Annotated in this window: 11 protein-coding genes; 6 read left to right on the top strand and 5 right to left on the bottom strand. The window is 67.0% G+C overall.

The annotated features are described in order from the left end of the window. Window positions 1–3 precede the first annotated feature (3 nt). The 4 genes from F2P44_RS18555 to F2P44_RS18540 form a co-directional block, all read right to left on the bottom strand. The gene (locus F2P44_RS18555; RefSeq protein WP_167088532.1) at window positions 4–1,140 is read right to left on the bottom strand and encodes an NAD(P)/FAD-dependent oxidoreductase; all 1,137 of its coding nucleotides are present in this window, start codon (window positions 1,138–1,140) and stop codon (window positions 4–6) included. Continuing rightward, on the bottom strand, window positions 1,137–4,916 hold the full coding sequence (locus F2P44_RS18550) for a LodA/GoxA family CTQ-dependent oxidase (protein ID WP_167088531.1): 3,780 nt from the start codon (window positions 4,914–4,916) through the stop codon (window positions 1,137–1,139). The genes F2P44_RS18555 and F2P44_RS18550 overlap by 4 nt, the downstream gene beginning before the upstream one ends. A gap of 78 nt (window positions 4,917–4,994) precedes the next feature. Beyond that, window positions 4,995–5,183 carry a hypothetical protein gene (locus F2P44_RS18545; RefSeq protein WP_167088530.1) on the bottom strand — a complete coding sequence of 63 codons (189 nt, stop codon included), beginning with the start codon at window positions 5,181–5,183 and terminating at the stop codon, window positions 4,995–4,997. 241 nt (window positions 5,184–5,424) lie between these two features. Next, complete coding sequence (locus F2P44_RS18540; protein ID WP_167088529.1) at window positions 5,425–6,123, bottom strand: DUF8198 family protein; 699 nt, start codon at window positions 6,121–6,123, stop codon at window positions 5,425–5,427. Between the two features lie 90 nt (window positions 6,124–6,213). Here F2P44_RS18540 and F2P44_RS18535 point away from each other — a divergent pair, with 90 nt between their 5' ends. The 6 genes from F2P44_RS18535 (at window position 6,214) to F2P44_RS18510 (ending at window position 15,217) form a co-directional block, all read left to right on the top strand. After that, window positions 6,214–6,750: a hypothetical protein gene (locus F2P44_RS18535; protein ID WP_229423619.1), complete on the top strand. Its 537-nt coding sequence runs from the start codon at window positions 6,214–6,216 to the stop codon at window positions 6,748–6,750. Continuing rightward, the gene (locus F2P44_RS18530) at window positions 6,747–8,363 is read left to right on the top strand and encodes a GMC family oxidoreductase (RefSeq protein WP_167088528.1); all 1,617 of its coding nucleotides are present in this window, start codon (window positions 6,747–6,749) and stop codon (window positions 8,361–8,363) included. The genes F2P44_RS18535 and F2P44_RS18530 overlap by 4 nt, the downstream gene beginning before the upstream one ends. Next, window positions 8,360–9,322, top strand: a complete 963-nt coding sequence (locus tag F2P44_RS18525; protein ID WP_370662713.1) for an esterase/lipase family protein — start codon at window positions 8,360–8,362, stop codon at window positions 9,320–9,322. Before F2P44_RS18530 ends, F2P44_RS18525 begins: the two co-directional genes overlap by 4 nt. Window positions 9,323–9,591: 269 nt before the next feature. Further along, window positions 9,592–13,275 carry an EAL domain-containing protein gene (locus tag F2P44_RS18520; RefSeq protein WP_167088527.1) on the top strand — a complete coding sequence of 1,228 codons (3,684 nt, stop codon included), beginning with the start codon at window positions 9,592–9,594 and terminating at the stop codon, window positions 13,273–13,275. Window positions 13,276–13,373: 98 nt separating this feature from the next. Beyond that, window positions 13,374–14,582, top strand: a complete 1,209-nt coding sequence (locus tag F2P44_RS18515) for a GAF domain-containing sensor histidine kinase (RefSeq protein WP_167088526.1) — start codon at window positions 13,374–13,376, stop codon at window positions 14,580–14,582. Beyond that, window positions 14,579–15,217, top strand: coding sequence for a hypothetical protein (locus F2P44_RS18510; RefSeq protein WP_167088525.1), 639 nt, complete (start codon window positions 14,579–14,581; stop codon window positions 15,215–15,217). The genes F2P44_RS18515 and F2P44_RS18510 overlap by 4 nt, the downstream gene beginning before the upstream one ends. A 4-nt stretch (window positions 15,218–15,221) precedes the next feature. Here F2P44_RS18510 and F2P44_RS18505 read toward each other — a convergent pair whose 3' ends face one another. Then, on the bottom strand, window positions 15,222–15,923 hold the full coding sequence (locus F2P44_RS18505) for a hypothetical protein (RefSeq protein WP_167088524.1): 702 nt from the start codon (window positions 15,921–15,923) through the stop codon (window positions 15,222–15,224). Window positions 15,924–16,056: the final 133 nt, after the last annotated feature.

Below are 16,056 nucleotides of genomic sequence, written 5' to 3'. Positions count from 1 at the left end.
GCGTCAATGGCCGCGCGCCGGCTGCAGTTCGGTGCGCGCATGGCGGCGCTGCCAGAACGTGTCCCGCTCCCAGCGCCGCTCCAGTCCATAAAAATAGTTGCGGTTGGTCCGGTACTGCTCGAAGCGCTCGGCCGCGCCGCTGCCATACCCTGGCGCCAGCACGCCGTCGGCGCCGAGCGCGGCATCGATCGCCGCTGCCGCCCGCAGGCCGTCGGACAAGGCTTTATGGATGCCCTGCGCCGCCAGCGGATCGTACACCGCGGCGGCATCGCCGACCGCCAGCCAGTGCGCTCCGGCGACGGTATCGAGCATGCCGCTGAGGGCCGGGCGTATGCTCAGCGATCCGCGCAGGAAACGGCAGCCGTCGAGGCGGGCGGCGATATGCCCGGTGGCGAGCACCCGCGCCAGCCAGGCGTCGTCGCCGCCCAGGCCATCCCGGCGCAGCAAGTCCGGATCGGTGGCGCAGGCCACGGCCAGGCGCGCATCGGGCAACTGCGCCGCATACCACCAGCCCGATTGCGCCGCTTCCAGCACGGTCAGCCTGGCGCTGGAACTGGCCGCGCCGGTGTCGAAAAAGCCATACACGAACATCAGGCGGTCCAGGTACTGCTGGCGCGCGCCCGCGCGCCGGGCAAACGCGGCGCGCTGTCCGGTGGCGTCGACCACGATGCGCGCCTCCAGCACCGCGCCAGAGCCCTGCCGGTCCGCCAGCCGCAGCGCGAAACCGCCGCCGGCGAGCGGCGCGCACGCCTCGAAGCGGGACGGCAGGCAGCGCACCTGCGGGCGGGCGGCGGCATGGTCCAGCAAGAAGGCATCGAAGCGGCGCCGGTCCAGATGCCAGCCCAGCGCGTTCGGACTGAGCAGGAAGTCATTGAAGCCCAGGATGGCGCTGCCCCACGCCGAGCAGCTGCCGAGGCAGCTTGCGTGGCCTTGCTCCAGGAACGCATCCAGCACGCCCAGCTGTTCCAGCACGAGGCGGGTGTCGGGCAACAAGGTCTCGCCGACCCTGGGCCCGGGCGCCACGCCGGGGTCGATCAGGCGGATGCGCCAGGCTGTATTGCGCGCCAGCGCCAGCGCCGTCGCGCAGCCGGCCGGTCCGGCCCCCAGCACGGCGACGTCGCAGCGCTCCGGGCCAGTCAATGCACGCCTCCCATGCCAATGATCTTCCCGCCCGGATTGCGTTCGTGCCTGGCGCGCGGCGAGTGCAGGCGCACGCGCAGGGGCGCCGGGTCCAGCAGCGGACACTGGTTCAGGATCCAGCGGTGCACCACATCGCGGCAAGTGCCGCTGTTCGGCGCCGCCGCCGGCAGGCTGAACGCCGAGCCCATGGGGCCGGTGGGAGCGATCAGGCTCATGAAAAAGCGGCTGTCCTGCGGCCGGCCCGGCACGACCAGGCCGTTGACGGGCGAGGCCAGCGCCGCCATCAAGTCGCGCGTGCTTTGCTCGAACCACCAGGCCATCGAGTGGATCACGCCGTGCGGGTCGGCCATCATGCCGGTGGCGTGACCGGCCACGCCGCGCTGCACCGGGCGCAGTTGCTCGACCAGCGCCGCCATCGCGAAGGCGGGCGGGAGCGGCGGCGGGGCCGGCGGCGGCGCGGGATGGGCCAGCGCGGCGGTGTAATCGGCCCAGAGCGTGATTTCGTCATCGGTGAACACGCGGTACATGGGGCCGGTCTCGAAATTCATCAAGGCATGCATGCGGCTGCCGGCCCAGTCGCCGGGCGTGATCCAGCCATGTTCGACCAGCGCGTCGAGGAAACCGGGCGGGTCGGCGAACCACTCGTCGATGCGGCAGCCGCCCACCATCTTTTTCTGGTGGTTGCGGCTGCCGAAGGTCGTCTTGCGCTCGATCATGGACAGCATTTGCTGGCGCAGGGTGGGCGCTTGCGTGACCAGCTTGATCAGGTCTGCGCCGAAGCTGCCGATGCTGCCGAAGGCGACGAAGCCGTTCCAGATGCGGCGCCATGCGCGCTGCACCGCCTGCTCGCCTTCACCGAGGTCGCGCACGCCCTGCAGATACAGCCGCACCGCCTCGGCGGCGCGCTGGCCGTGGCCGTTGACGGCGTTGTCGATGCCGATGTGCATGACATAAAAGTGCGGATCGATGCCGACATACTCCATCAGGTCGCGGGTCGGCTTCAGGTCGACCACTTGCCATTCCAGGTACAGGGTCATGCCGATCAGTTCCGGATAATAATCTTCCGAAAATTGCGAAATGGCCATCTGGAATGCCGGTACGCTGAAGGCGCTGTCGAGAAAGGTCGGATCGAAGGCGAATTCGCGCGAGTCGATCGGCTGCGGATAGTAGCCGACCGAGGCGCACAGATCGCGGTAGATATTGCAATGGTTCATGGACACATTGCCATCGCCCATTTCATCCATCGACACCGAGTACAGCAGCGCGCGCACGGCGTCGATCGGACCGGTGCGGCCGATGTTGCGCAGCCAGGCGCCGTCAATCAGGTTGAACGGCGCCCACTGGATGGTGTAGGTCACCATCGCGGCATAGGTGTTGAAATACTGGCCATTGTCGCCCGGATCGACGGCGGCGGCATCGTCCACCATTTCCTGGTAAATCAGGTCGAGCCGCTCGCGAAACGCATCCTCGCTGTAATCGAATGCCAGCAAGTCCGCCGAGGCGCGCTGCGGATCGGCGGCGAACAGCTCGGCCCAGGCCAGCCAGGCATCGACGTAGGCGCGCGCGTCGGGCAGCACTTCCGGATGCGCCGCCACGTTCATCAGCTGGTGGAACAGGTTGCGGGCGTCGAGCGTGCGGGCGTCAGTGGATGCGGTCGCGCTGGCGAAGTTGGGAAACGGCACCACGGGCGTGAGTCCAGTATCGACCAGCTTGCTTTCCACTTCCAGGTACCAGCCATCGTCGAGTGCCAGCGTGCTGCCGTCGATCGCGCTCGCCTGCATGACCACGCCGATACGGTGCCAGTGATCGAGGATGTCCATGCGGTTCTGGTAGCGCCCCCAGTTCTCCGGCTGCCCGGAATCGGTGCCGGGGCCGCGCACGGACCAGCGTTGCGCGCCGAGCACGGCGACCTGTGGCGGCCGGTCCGGTTCCTGGGTATTGATATCGCCGGACGCTTCGCTGCGCACGTCGGCCAGGGCGTAGACCGCTACCGGCCGTTGCGCCGGCCACGACCAGAACAGGGTGCGGTTGCCGGGCGGGTTGGGCGAGGGCAGGTGGGTGGCGCAGGAGTTATAGTCGGTGTGCCACGGCACTGCCATGAACTTGGACAGGTCGCCCGGCTCGAGCCCCTCCGCCTCGCGGTGGCGCGGCACATAACCGACGCTGAGCAAGGGCGCGCCGGTGCCGGGGCCGGCAGCGATCGCCGCGTAGTCCAGCGCGGCGGCTCGGATGCGGAACGGCCCGGCACCGCAGCTGGCCCAGGGTTGCAGGTAGATGGCCGCTTCGCGCATGGTGAAGGTGAGGTCGATGCCGGGACTGAAACGCCCGCCCAGGCAGTTGACCATGGTCGCCTTGTCGAGATACTCGCCGGCCCCCAGCGCCGGGCCGCTGCCGGCGACATAGTTGCCGCGCCCCTGGTTCCAGCGTTGCAGAAAGAAATACTGGGTCTGGCGCAGGGTCAGCATTGCGCTCTTGGCGTCGCCAAGGTGCAAAGGCATGCGCGTGGTGTCGGTATGGCCGGGCTCGAACGGATTGCGGAAGATCGCGGCCAGCCCGGCCAGGGCGGTGCTGGCCGGATCGTCCACGGCGCGGATGGTGGCCAGGTTGCGGTGCGCCGACATGCCGCGCTCGCTCATGTTGACCGTCCATTGCTGCAGCGCCGCGCTGGTGAACATGGGGGCAAGCTGGTCGTCGAAGCTGGGCTTGTAGTCGCTCCGGTAAGTGCCGGTCTTGGCGTTGAAGATGGCCGGCGCCAGCGCCATCTTGCGCACCCAGCAGTCGTACACATCGTCCCACAGCGACACGATGTTCGGGATCTGGGGTGCATAGGCCGGATCGGTGGTGGTGACCCAGGCGCCGTGCACCACGGCGTGGCTGCCGTCGTCGAACACCAGCGTGGCCGATACCGGGCCGTCCGAGGTGTCGTCGAACCACTGGTCGTTGTTCACATCATCGTTCAGCGGCGTGGGAGCGACTTGCGCCCAGCCGCTGGCGCGCCCGAAGCCGCCGACCACCAGCAGGCGGCCGCGCTCGTCGGTGAGCAGGCTGCCCAGGGTATCGATCGGGCCGGCGGGGCTGTCCATGCGCGCGAACGCGTCGCCCGGGAAGGACATCGGATAGCGCGCCAGCGCAACCACGCTGGCGCTGGCCGCGTCGTAATACGAGGCCGCGGTGGCCTTGTCGAAATGCACGGCACTGGCGCGCGCGCCCGCGATCGTGCGCGGACCGGGGTCGATGGTCAGCTTGCGGACCCGTTCCGGCAGGTTCAGGATGGCAATCTTGTCGGTCGAGTGCGACGCTTGCTGGAGTGGCAGCGCGGCATTGCGGATCGGCGGCAGCTGCCCCTCCGCGTAGCCATCGATGCCCGGCAGATGCGTCTCTTCGAGCACAAAGGTGTTGGCTTTCTTGTTGGCCAGGTGGACGGTCCAGATGATGTCGGTCACCGTCAAGCCCTCGATGCGCGTGCCGATCCCGACTTCGGTGCCGTCGCCGCGCGGCCAGCTCTCGCTGGCCTGGGGGGCGTAGTGGAAGATGCGAAAGCGCGCGGCCTGGCGCTTCAGGGCGCCTTGCGCATCGCGCAGGTCGCCGCTGCGCACCGGGTCGGCCTCGCTGCCAGCCCGGATCGGCAAACCGCCGCTCAGCACCTGGCCCGGGGCGATCGGAGCGCCGGCCATGGTCTCGGGAGCGATGACAAATTCCTCGCTATTGCCCACCCGCGCGACACCGACGGCAGGATGAATCCGGAACGCACTGTGCAGGGGCTGACTCGCTTTCATTGCTGTTCTCCCTCTCTATATAGTTGGAATAGGACTGGCGTGCCGGCACCGGGGAGGCAGCGGGACGCTGACTGCGTATCACTGTCGGAATGCGGGCGTCGATGGGGATGTTCTTGGAATGCAAGCCTGCGGGCTGGCCATGCCGGCCGCCACGAAACACATCAGGCCAATGGCCGGCTTATCCGCTTCGCCGAACATCGGGGCGCGCGTCGCCCCTTGCGCGCCAGAGGCTTGCGGATCGTTCGGGCCGGCCGGAGTGTGTGGCATCGTCTTCCCCTCGAGGCGTGCTGGGTCCACGCCGCTGGTCTGTTTTCGGGTACCGAGCCATCCAACATACCCCACATCGCTAGGGCAAATCTCCCCAATACTCACAGTGCTGTAAATATATTAAAGAAATGCAAATTTGGCGGTTGAGCAGGCTGCAAACGACCAAATGCTGTATGGAAACAACAAGGGCGTTGATCCGGGGCTTGACGCACTGGCGGTGGGCAGGGGGGGCGGGCCGGGATCAGAAGACGTCGAAGGGTTCCCTGCGTCCGCTGTAGATATGCCCCATGGCGCGCCGTTCGCGTCCGACCAGGGTGTCGACGAACTGGGCCGGCTTTTTCATCTTCTTGAAGGTACTGAAACCGCGTTCGAGGAACTGGTGCAGGTCGGTCACGCCGGCCAGCCTGGCCGGCCCGCGCATCACCGACAAGGTCAGCGAGAGCAGGGGAATGCGCACCAGCGTGCACAGCGAGTCGCCCAGCTGCTGCACCAGGTCGAGCTGGCGCGCGCGTTGCTCGGGTGCGGTGGCGCTGCGGTAGGCCAGCAGGTACGCGCCTTCATCGACATCGGCGCCCAGCACGCGCGCCATGGCTGTATCGAGCTGTTCGGTCAGGGCGTCGAGCGCGATCGCGCCCGTGATCGTGTGCAGCGATTCGTAGGGCAGCAGCCGCTGCAGGCTCGGGACCACGCGTTCGAGGTCGGCCTCGCGCCGCTCCAGGTCGTGCGCGCCATAGATATCGTTGAGGAAAAAAGCGGCCGCCTCGCGCGTGTCGGGCGCGGCCAGCAGGTCGGGGTGGGTGGCGGCCAGGCGGGCCGACTGGTAGCGCTTGAGCGCCGTGCGCGCCGCCTGCAGGGCCGGATCGCGGCGCGCCTGCTCGCGCCCGGCCGCCAGCAGGCGCAGATGGTGTTCGAGTTCGGCGGCCAGTTTGTCTTTATTCATTCGCTTTGTACCAGAAACGTCTAGACGGTTCACTCTAGTTTGTTGGATTTTATACCATCCCCTTTGGCGTACACTACCCCAAAAAATAGCATGGAAAACAAAGACATGGAGACCAAACGCAGAACCTTCCTCAAGGTCGGGGCGCTGGCCGCGCTGACCCTGGCGGCAGGCGGCGGCATTTACCGCTATACCCATCCCTCGCCGCTGGGCCGCTTTGCCCTCGACGGCGAAGCGCGCGCGGCCATCGACGCCATCGTGCCGGCCATGCTGGCCGGGGCGCTGCCGGCCGACCCGGGCGCGCGCCTGGCCGCCGTGACGGCCACCACCGCGCGCGTGCACCAGGCCATCCTGGGCCTGCCGCTGTCTGCGCAAAAGGAAGTCCAGGACCTGTTCGGCCTGCTCTCGCTGGCGCCCGCGCGGCGCCTGCTGGCGGGCGTGTCGGGCGGCTGGGCCGGCGCCAGCGTCGAGCAGGTCGGCGTATTCCTGCACGACTGGCGCTTTCACCGCATCGGCATGCTGCAAAGCGCCTACCACGCGCTGCATGACCTGATCATCGGTTCCTGGTATGCCGATCCGTCCAGCTGGGCCGGCATCGGCTATCCCGGTCCGATCAAGGAACTGGCATGAGCCCCATCCCCGATCCGATCGAAGCCGGCCTGGCAGCCGGCTGGAAAGTGATCGATGGCGCCCGCCTCGAGGCCGACCGCACCATCCTTGCCGACGTGGTCATCATCGGCAGCGGCGCCGGGGGCGGCGTCAGCGCCGAGATCCTGGCGCTGGCCGGCCTCACGGTCGTCATCGTGGAGGAGGGCGCGCTCAAGTCCTCGAAAGACTTCAAGATGCGCGAAGCGGATGCCTATCCGGCGCTGTACCAGGAATCGGCCGCGCGCAAGACGCGCGACAAGGCCATCAACATCCTGCAAGGGCGCACCGTAGGCGGCTCGACCACCGTCAACTGGACCTCGAGCTTTCGCACCCCGGCCCCGACCCTGGCGTACTGGCAAAAAAACTTCGGCCTGGCCAGCTACAGCACCGAGGCGCTGGCGCCCTGGTTCGCGATGATGGAAGCGCGCCTGTCGGTGGGCGACTGGCAAGCCCCGCCCAACGAAAACAATGACCTGCTCAAGCGCGGCGCCGCACGCCTGGGCATTTCCTCGGGCGCGATCCGGCGCAACGTCAAGGGTTGCTGGAACCTGGGCTACTGCGGCATGGGTTGCCCGACCAATGCCAAGCAGTCGATGCTGGTCACCACCATCCCGTCGGCGCTCAGCCACGGCGCCACCCTGCTCACGCATGCGCGCGCCCAGCGCCTGGTGTTCAAGGGCGACGCGGTCGACAGCCTGGTGTGCGAAGCGATGGACGCGAGCGGTCTGGCTGCGAGCGGGCGGGTCGTCACGCTGCGCGCCAAACACTTCATCGTGGCCGGCGGGGCGATCAATTCGCCGGCCTTGCTGCTGCGCTCACGCGCGCCCAATCCCCACGGGCTGCTCGGCAGGCGCACCTTCCTGCATCCGACCGTGATCTCGGCCGGCATCTTCGCGCAGCGCGTGGACGGCTTCGCCGGCGCCCCGCAAACCATCTACTCCGATCACTTCCTGCAAACTGGCCCGATCGACGGGCCGATCGGCTACAAGCTCGAAGCGCCGCCCCTGCATCCGCTGCTGCTGTCGACCACCATGGCCGGATATGGCCAGGCGCATACCGACACCATGCGCCAGTTCCCCCATGTGCATGGCTTGCTGGCGCTGCTGCGCGACGGTTTTCATGGCGACGCCCCGGGCGGCAGCGTGGGCCTGACGCGCGAAGGCGCGGCGCTGCTCGATTATCCGCTGGGTGATTATCTGTGGGATGGCGTGCGCCGCGCCATGCTGTCGATGGCCGAAATCCAGTTCGCAGCCGGCGCCACCAGCGTGCAGCCGGTGCACGAACTGGCCGAACGCTATACCAGCTGGGACGGCGCCAGGAAAGGCATCGCCGCGCTGCCGATGCGGGAGCACATCACGCGCATCGTCTCGGCGCACGTGATGGGCGGCTGCACCATGTCCGACGACGAGCGGCGCGGGGTGGTCGGCGCGAATGGCCGCTACCACGGCGTGCGCAACCTGTCGGTGCACGACGGTTCGCTGTTCCCGACCTCGATCGGCGCCAATCCGCAGCTGTCGATCTATGCCATCACGGCGCGCCTAGCGAGCGAGCTGGCGCAGGAACTGAGCGGCAAGCCGGCCCCCCGGGTCGCGTGAAGGTGGCGCTGAGCACGCGCGCCCTGCTGCGCTCGCTGCTGCTGGTGCAGGCCGCGGCGGCGGGCGCCATCGGCTTCGCGGCGATGCGCTACGGCGGCCTGGCCTCGCCCTGGCTGGCGCTCGGCTGCGGGCTGGCCGCGGTGCTGCTGGTGCGCCTGCTGATCACGGCGAACAATTTCGTCATGACGGCGCGCTTTGCCAGCCCGACGCCGGCGCCGTTCCGGATCGGTCCCGGCGCCATGCTGCGCCTGTTCGCCGAGGAATTCATGGCGAGCATGCTGCAATCGTCGTGGTTCATGGTGCACGCGGTGGCGCGCCAGCGTCTTTACGCCGGCAGCACTGCGCCGCCGGTGCTGCTGTTGCACGGTTACGGCTGCAACAGCGGCTACTGGGCGCACCTGGCACGGCATCTCGACGCGGCCCGCATCAGCCACGCCTCGCTCGACCTGGAGCCGCTGCTGGCCGGCATCGACGACTTCGTGCCGCTGGTGCGGCGCGCCGCCGACGCCCTGTGCGAAGCGAGCGGCGCGCAGCGCGTCATCATCGTGGCGCACAGCATGGGCGGCCTGGTGGCGCGCGCCTACCTGCGCGCGCACGGCAGCGCGCGCGTGGCCCATGTATTTACCATCGGTACGCCGCATCACGGCACCGTCCTGGCCGGCAAGGGCGTGGGCGTGAACGCCAGCCAGATGCAGCGCCAGGCCGGCGGCGAGGCTCTTGAAAGCGCCTGGCTGCGCGCGCTGGGCGCCAGCGAAAGCGCGGCCACGCGCGCCCTCATCACCTCCCTCTATACCCACCACGACAACATCGTGGCCCCGCAAACATCCAGCGTGCTGGAAGGGGCGCGCAATATCGCTTTCGGCGGCGTCGGCCACGTGGCGCTGTGCCGCAACGGGCGCGTGCTGGCGCGCCTGATGGATGAAATTGCCAAGCTGTCCACACCGGCGGATATTCTTTAGCAAGCCCGGCAAAAGGCGTGATAGAGTCATTGAGAAATGATTGTCATGGACAATCCGATTTCTTGCTCGATAGTATTGGTGAGATTCTTGTTTTCGAAACATCGCCGGAGCGGGTTTTGTCGCCGAATAGCGACTGCTTGCGTGTCTGTCCCGTTGATAACGTCGTGCACAATTGCCTATCGCCGTAGGAATGTGTCAGGATGCAACAGACAAGCCCGGAATGCGATTCCACCAGTTGCACCAGTCCGGTTTAACCCAGGAGCGCAACAGTGTCCGCACGCATCCTCATCATCGAAGACAACACCACCAATATGGAATTGATGGTGTATTTGCTGAAGGCATTCGGCTATACCCCGTTGACGGCGTACGATGGCGTGAGCGGCGTCGATAGCGCGCGCGAGGCGATTCCCGACCTGATCATCTGCGACGTGCACCTGCCGCGCCTGGACGGCTACGGCGTGGTGGCGGCGCTCAAGGGCGATCCGGCGCTGGCCGCCATTCCGGTGCTGGCGGTGACCGCGCTGGCCATGGTGGGCGACCGCGAACGCTTGCTCGCCGCCGGCTTCGACGGCTATATCGGCAAACCGATCGAGCCCGACACTTTTGTCGCCCAGCTGGAAAGCTTTCTACCGCTGCTGGCGCCGTCCGAACCGGTGGCCAGTCCCGCCGAGGGCCATGCCGAGCCGGCCGGCGCGCCCGCCAGCGAAGCGCGCAGCGGTGAACAGGCCACGATCCTGATCGTCGACGACCATGTGCTCAACCGCGAATTCCTGATGACTCTGCTCGGCTACGGCGGCTACCGCCTGATCGAGGCCGCCGACGGGGTCGAAGGCTTGAAGATGGTGTATGCCGAGCGCCCCGACCTGATCATCTCCGACATCCTGATGCCGAACATGGATGGCTACGAATTCGTCATGCGCCTGCGCAAGGACCCGGCCATGGACGAGCTGCCGGTGATCTTTTACACCGCCACCTACCGCGAGCGCGAAGCGAACAAGATGGCGCAAGCCTGCGGGGTGCGCTGGGTGCTGCCCAAACCGTCGGACCCGGACGTGATCCTGCGCACCGTGCACGAAGCGCTCGGGATCACCGATCCGCCCATGCTGCCCGCGTTTTCGGTGCCGCAGGCCGAGCCGAACCGCATGCACCTGATCGATAACACGGTGGCCGAATGCCTGGTCGAAGTCGAGTCGAGCAGCAGCCAGGTCTTGTCGCGCATCGCCAGCCACGGCATGCCCGAGCCCTCGTACGACCTGGCGCAGATGACCGACCGGCTCTCCAGTTCCCTGTCCAGCCTGCAGGCGGTGAGCCTGCGCCTGACCGCCCTGATCGAACTGGGGATCGAGCTGGGGGCCGAACGCGATCCGACCGCGCTGCTCGAAATCGGCTGCCGCGTGGCGCAGAATGTCTGCGTGTCCAAATATGCCTGCATCGGCGTGCTCGATGAAGGCGCCGACGAACTGAGTTATTTTTCCTCGTGCGGCGAAAACCGCCAGGCGCGGGTGGTCGCCAGCACGCCGCGCGCCGGGGTGCTGGCCACCTTGCTCGACCAGCGCATCCCGGTGCGCATGGATAGCGTGGGCGGCGACCCGCGCACGATCGGGCTGCCGCAGAACCACCCGCCGGTGCATTCCTTCCTGGGCGTGCCGATCGCCGCGCGCGAACGCGTGCACGGCTGGCTGTACCTGGTCGACAAGCTCGGCGCCGACGGCTTTTCGGAAGTCGACGAGCGCGTGGTGGTGACGGTCAGTGCGCAGATCGCCGTCGCTTACGAAAACCTGCTGCTGTACGAAGAAATCAAGCGCCACCATGCCCAGCTGACCGCCGACATGACGGCGCGCATCCGCCTCGACGAGGATTTGCGGCGCTTCCGCACCGCGATGGATGCCACCGCCGACGCGATTTTCCTGATCGACCGTTCCGGCATGGCCTTCGTCGACGTCAACGCCACCGCCTGCCGCATGCTCGGCTTCGCGCGCGACGACTTCCTGGCGCTGTCGGCGCCGGCCCTGCCGGGCGAGGATGAAAACGACAAGCTGCGTCTCAAGGACCTGTACGAGAAGCTGCTCTCGGGCGACCAGTCGGGCGCCATGGCCGAACTGCTGTTGCAGCGCAAGGATGGCTCGCCGCTGTCGGTCGAAGTGCAGCGCCGCACCCTGCGTTCCGGTTCGAGCTGGATCCTGGTGGCGGTGGCGCGCGATATCACCGAGCGCAAGGAAGCCGAACTGCGCCTGCTGAAGCTGGCCCATTTCGATACCCTGACCGGGCTGCCGAACCGCAGCCAGTTCTATTCCTCGCTCACGCGCGCGCTGGAGCAGGCGGGCGAACACCGCTGGGCGGTGGGGGTGCTGTTCCTCGACGTCGACCGCTTCAAGACCGTCAACGACACGCTCGGCCACCCGATCGGCGACGAGCTGCTGCGCCAGTTCGCCAGCCGCCTGGTCGACTGCCTGCGCGTGCGCGACACCATCGGGCGCTTCGGCGGCGACGAATTCGCGGCCATCCTGATGCTGCCCGAAGGCCCGCAGACGGCCATCGCGGTGGTCGACAAGATCCGCGAAACGCTGCGCCGCCCGTTCGACCTGGAAGGGCACGAAGTGACCGTCACGGCCAGCATCGGCATCACCGTGTATCCGGACGATGGCCTCGATGCCGACACGCTGATCAAGTATGCCGACACGGCCATGTACCGCGCCAAGGAAGCCGGGCGCGATGCGTTCCGCTTCTTTACGGCGGAGATGAACGCGCAGTCGCTGGCGCGCCTGGACCTGGAAAACGCGCTGCGGCGCGCCATCGACAATGGCGAATTCGTACTGTTCTACCAGCCCAAGGTGCATATCGGGTCGGGCCGCATCAGCGGCGCCGAAGCGCTGATCCGCTGGAAGCGGCCGGGCCACGGCATGGTCTCGCCCGGACTGTTCATTCCGATCCTGGAAGAGACCGGCCTGATCGTGCGGGTCGGCACCTGGGTGTTGAATGAAGCGTGCCGCAAGATCAGCGAGTGGGGCAAGAGCAAGATCGGGCCGGTGCACCTGTCGGTGAACGTGTCGGGCATCCAGTTTTTCGTCGGCGGCCTGGAACAGGAAGTGCTCAATGCAATCAAGGTGCACGACATCGCGCCCGAACTGCTCGAACTCGAACTGACCGAAAGCTCCCTGATGTCGAACGCGGAAGACACCATCACCGTGCTGCGCAACCTCAAGGCGCTGGGGATCCAGATTTCGATCGACGATTTCGGCACCGGTTATTCGAGCCTGGCATACCTGAAGCGCTTCCCGATCGACAAACTGAAGATCGACATCGCGTTCGTGCGCGAAGTGACCAGCAACCCGGACGACGCGGCCATCGTGCTGGCCATCATCAACATGGCGCACAGCCTGAAACTGCAGGTGATCGCCGAGGGCGTGGAAAAGGATGCGCAGCTGGCTTACCTGCGCCGCCACGGCTGCGACGAGATGCAGGGCTACTACTTCAGCCGCCCGCTGCCGGAAGACGAATTCGAGCACATGCTCAGCGAGGGCAAGTACCTGATGCCGCCGCTCGACGAATCCCTGGTCAACCAGCAAACCCTGCTCATCGTCGACGACGACGCCTTCATGCTCGACGTGCTGTCGGACTTCCTGGCGCAGGACGGCTACCGCATCCTGACCGCGCAGACGGCGGCCGAAGGCTTCGACATCCTGGCGCGCCACAAGGTGCAGGTGATCCTGTGCGACCAGTGCATGCCGCTCATGAGCGGGACCGAATTCATGGAGCGGGTCAAGAACCTGTGTCCGGACACCTTCCGCATCATGCTGTCGGCGTATTCGGACCTGACCCCGATCATGGCGGCGATTAACCATGGGGCGATCGACCGCTTCTACACCAAGCCGTGGAAGGGCGCGGTGCTGCGCGAGAATATCCGCGAAGGCTTCCGCCTGCACCACCAGATGCACGGGCGCCAGGCCGCCTGAGCGGGGGCGGCACGCCCGCCGCCGCAAAAATCTCCGGCGCCGGGAACGCATGATACGATTGCGCTTCGTTCAACCCGGTTTTCGCGCAAGAGAGATTGATGCAAACAGAGATTGCTGCCGATATCGCTGCCATTGAGGCGATTTCCTCAGTGCCGACAATCCTCGAAGCGGTGGCCGCGATCACCGGCTTGCGCTTTGTCTGCATCGCGCGCGTGAGCGCCGATGCGTGGACCACCTGCGCCGTGCTCGACCGGCTCGGATTCGGCCTCAAGGCCGGCGACGGCCTCGACCTGGCCACCACCCTGTGCCAAGAAGTGCGCGACAGCGGCCGCCCCGTCATCATCGACAATGTCAGCGCCGATGCGCGCTACCGCGACCACCATACGCCGCTCATCTACGGCTTCCAGAGCTATATTTCGCTGCCGATCCACCGCGCGGACGGCAGCTATTTCGGCACCCTGTGCGGGCTCGATCCGCTGCCGGCGGACTTGTCGAACACGGCCACCGTGGCGAGCATGGGCCTGTTCGCCCAGCTCATATCCAAGCACCTCGAAAGTGAACTGAAATTGAGCGAATCGCAATCGGCGCTACTGAGCGAACGCGATACCTCGGAGCTGCGCGAGCAGTTCATTGCCGTGCTGGGACATGACTTGCGCACGCCGCTATCGTCGATCCTGCTGGGCGCCGAACTGCTCAAGCGCGAGCCGCTCGGCGCGCAGGCCGCGGGCGTGGTCGAGCGCATGCGGCGCAGCGCACTGCGCATGTCGACCCTGGTCAACGATGTCATGGATTTCACGCGCGGGCGCATGGGCGGCGGCATTGCGCTCAATTTGCACAGCGACGCCGGCCTGCAGCAGTCGCTCGAACAAGTGGTGGCCGAGTTGCAGGGCGCCTATCCGGAACACCGTATCGCACAAGACATCGACGTGCCGGGCTGCGTGTATTGCGATAGCGGGCGCATCCAGCAATTGCTGTCGAACCTGCTCAAGAACGCGCTGGTGCACGGTGCGCGCGAGGAAGCGGTGCTGGTGCGCGCCATTGCACGCGGCGGCGAGCTGGAAATCTCGGTGGCCAATGGCGGGCCGGCCATCGCGCCGGCCACCATCGGACAGTTGTTCAAGCCGTTCTGGCGCGCCGCCGGCCACGCCGCCAGCGAAGGGCTGGGACTGGGTTTGTTCATCGTGTCCGAAATCGCCCGTTCGCATGGCGGCACGCTGGAAGTGACATCCGAAAACGGCGCCACGCGCTTTACGTTCCGCATGCGCGCCGGCGAGTCGGTCGAGCGGCGCACGGTCGTGCGCGCATGAGGGCGGCGTTGCTGGCCATGCTGCTGGTGGCGGGCGCCGCGCAGGCGGCCGTGGAGACGCGGGCCCCGGCCGAGGCCGAGCTCAAATCGTTCCATGCCTACTACCAGAAGCGTTTCCCCGAGAATCACAGCGCGCAGCCAGCCTTCGCGCTCACGCGCGCGGGCGCCGGCGCGCCATGGCAGGTGACGGCCACGGTGCTCATGGCGCCGCAGCGCGGGCTCAAGCTGCTGTGCCGCATGCAGCGCATCGATTTTGCCTACGCGCCCGACAAAGGCGAGTGGGGCGGCGGCGAACGCGTGCGCCAGTTCGTCTGGCTCGACCGCGCCAGCGGCTGCGTGCCGCCGGCCAGGCCGGTGGAGCTGTTGCAGCGCATGCCGGACACGGAACTGGTCGGCGTGCTGGCGCAGCAGGGCAAGCTGCTGGACAAGGCACGCCTGCTGCTGGCCGGGAACACCGGCTGCGCGCGCCAGCGTTCGGCGCCGTTCGAGCTGTATGCGATCGATGTCGGCGCGAGCGGCGAGGGCAGCGAAGAAATGGTGGCGCTGGTGTTCCGCAGCGCGCGCGATGGCGGCGCCACCATCTGGGCGCGCCGCACCGGCGCCGACTACGATGCGTGGAACGCGAACTGCCGCTGACGGCTCACAGCAGCATCAAGTCTTGCGTCACGTCGAACTTGCACTCGACGCGGTGGCGTTTTGCGCCGCAGATGTCCGGGTTGTAGCGCGGGTAGCTGACCGGCTTGCCGATATTGCTCATCGAGCGGGTGAGCGCTTCGGTGCTGCAGGCGTCCGGCAGCTTGCCCTTGACGTAGGCGACATACGCCGCGTTGAAGCGGAAGGTACCGGCGATGCTCAGGCGCTGCGTTTTCGGCATGGCCGCGGGCAGCTTCTGGAAGCGGGTGATGTCGAGCACCAGCCGGGCTTGCGGATCCTGCTCGGCCAGGGCGTAGAACTGCCCGTAGGCGCTGCCGGTATAGTCTTCCAGGGTCTCGTTGGCGTCGTTCCTGATGCGGTAGGAGGCGCCCGAGGCGCCGGGCGTGCCGGGCTTGGGGAATTGATAGCTGCCCTGGGCGATCGGCAGCTCCACCAGCCCGGTCGATATGGCATGGGTGCGGCCGATGCTGCTGGCATGCAGCCCGAGTCCCAGGTTGGCCGAGGCGGCCGTGGTGCCCAGGCTGGCGATGCTGACATCCTTGCCGCTGGCGCTGAAGGTGGTGGCGCCATCGATGATGCAGCTCATCGTGTTGGCCGCGCCGGGGGCGTCCTTGGCCTGCGCGGCCTGGTCGTGGCATGCGGCCAGCATGGCGGCCAGCACGCAGCTTCCTGTCAAGTTCCTGTTCAAGTCATCCTCTCCAAGCCGGTGACGCTGCCTGCGTCGCAGGCTCTTTTATACACCATGGCGCGCTACAATTGATACCAATCAAAAATGTGCCAGACATGGCAAGCCGGTGCATCCGGCCATTTTTTACGATAGG

Source organism: Massilia frigida (assembly GCF_011682175.1).
Lineage (GTDB): Bacteria > Pseudomonadota > Gammaproteobacteria > Burkholderiales > Burkholderiaceae_D > Telluria_A > Telluria_A frigida.
The sequence above is the reverse complement of the archived record's forward strand: the minus strand, read 5'-3'. Positions and strand labels throughout refer to the sequence as shown.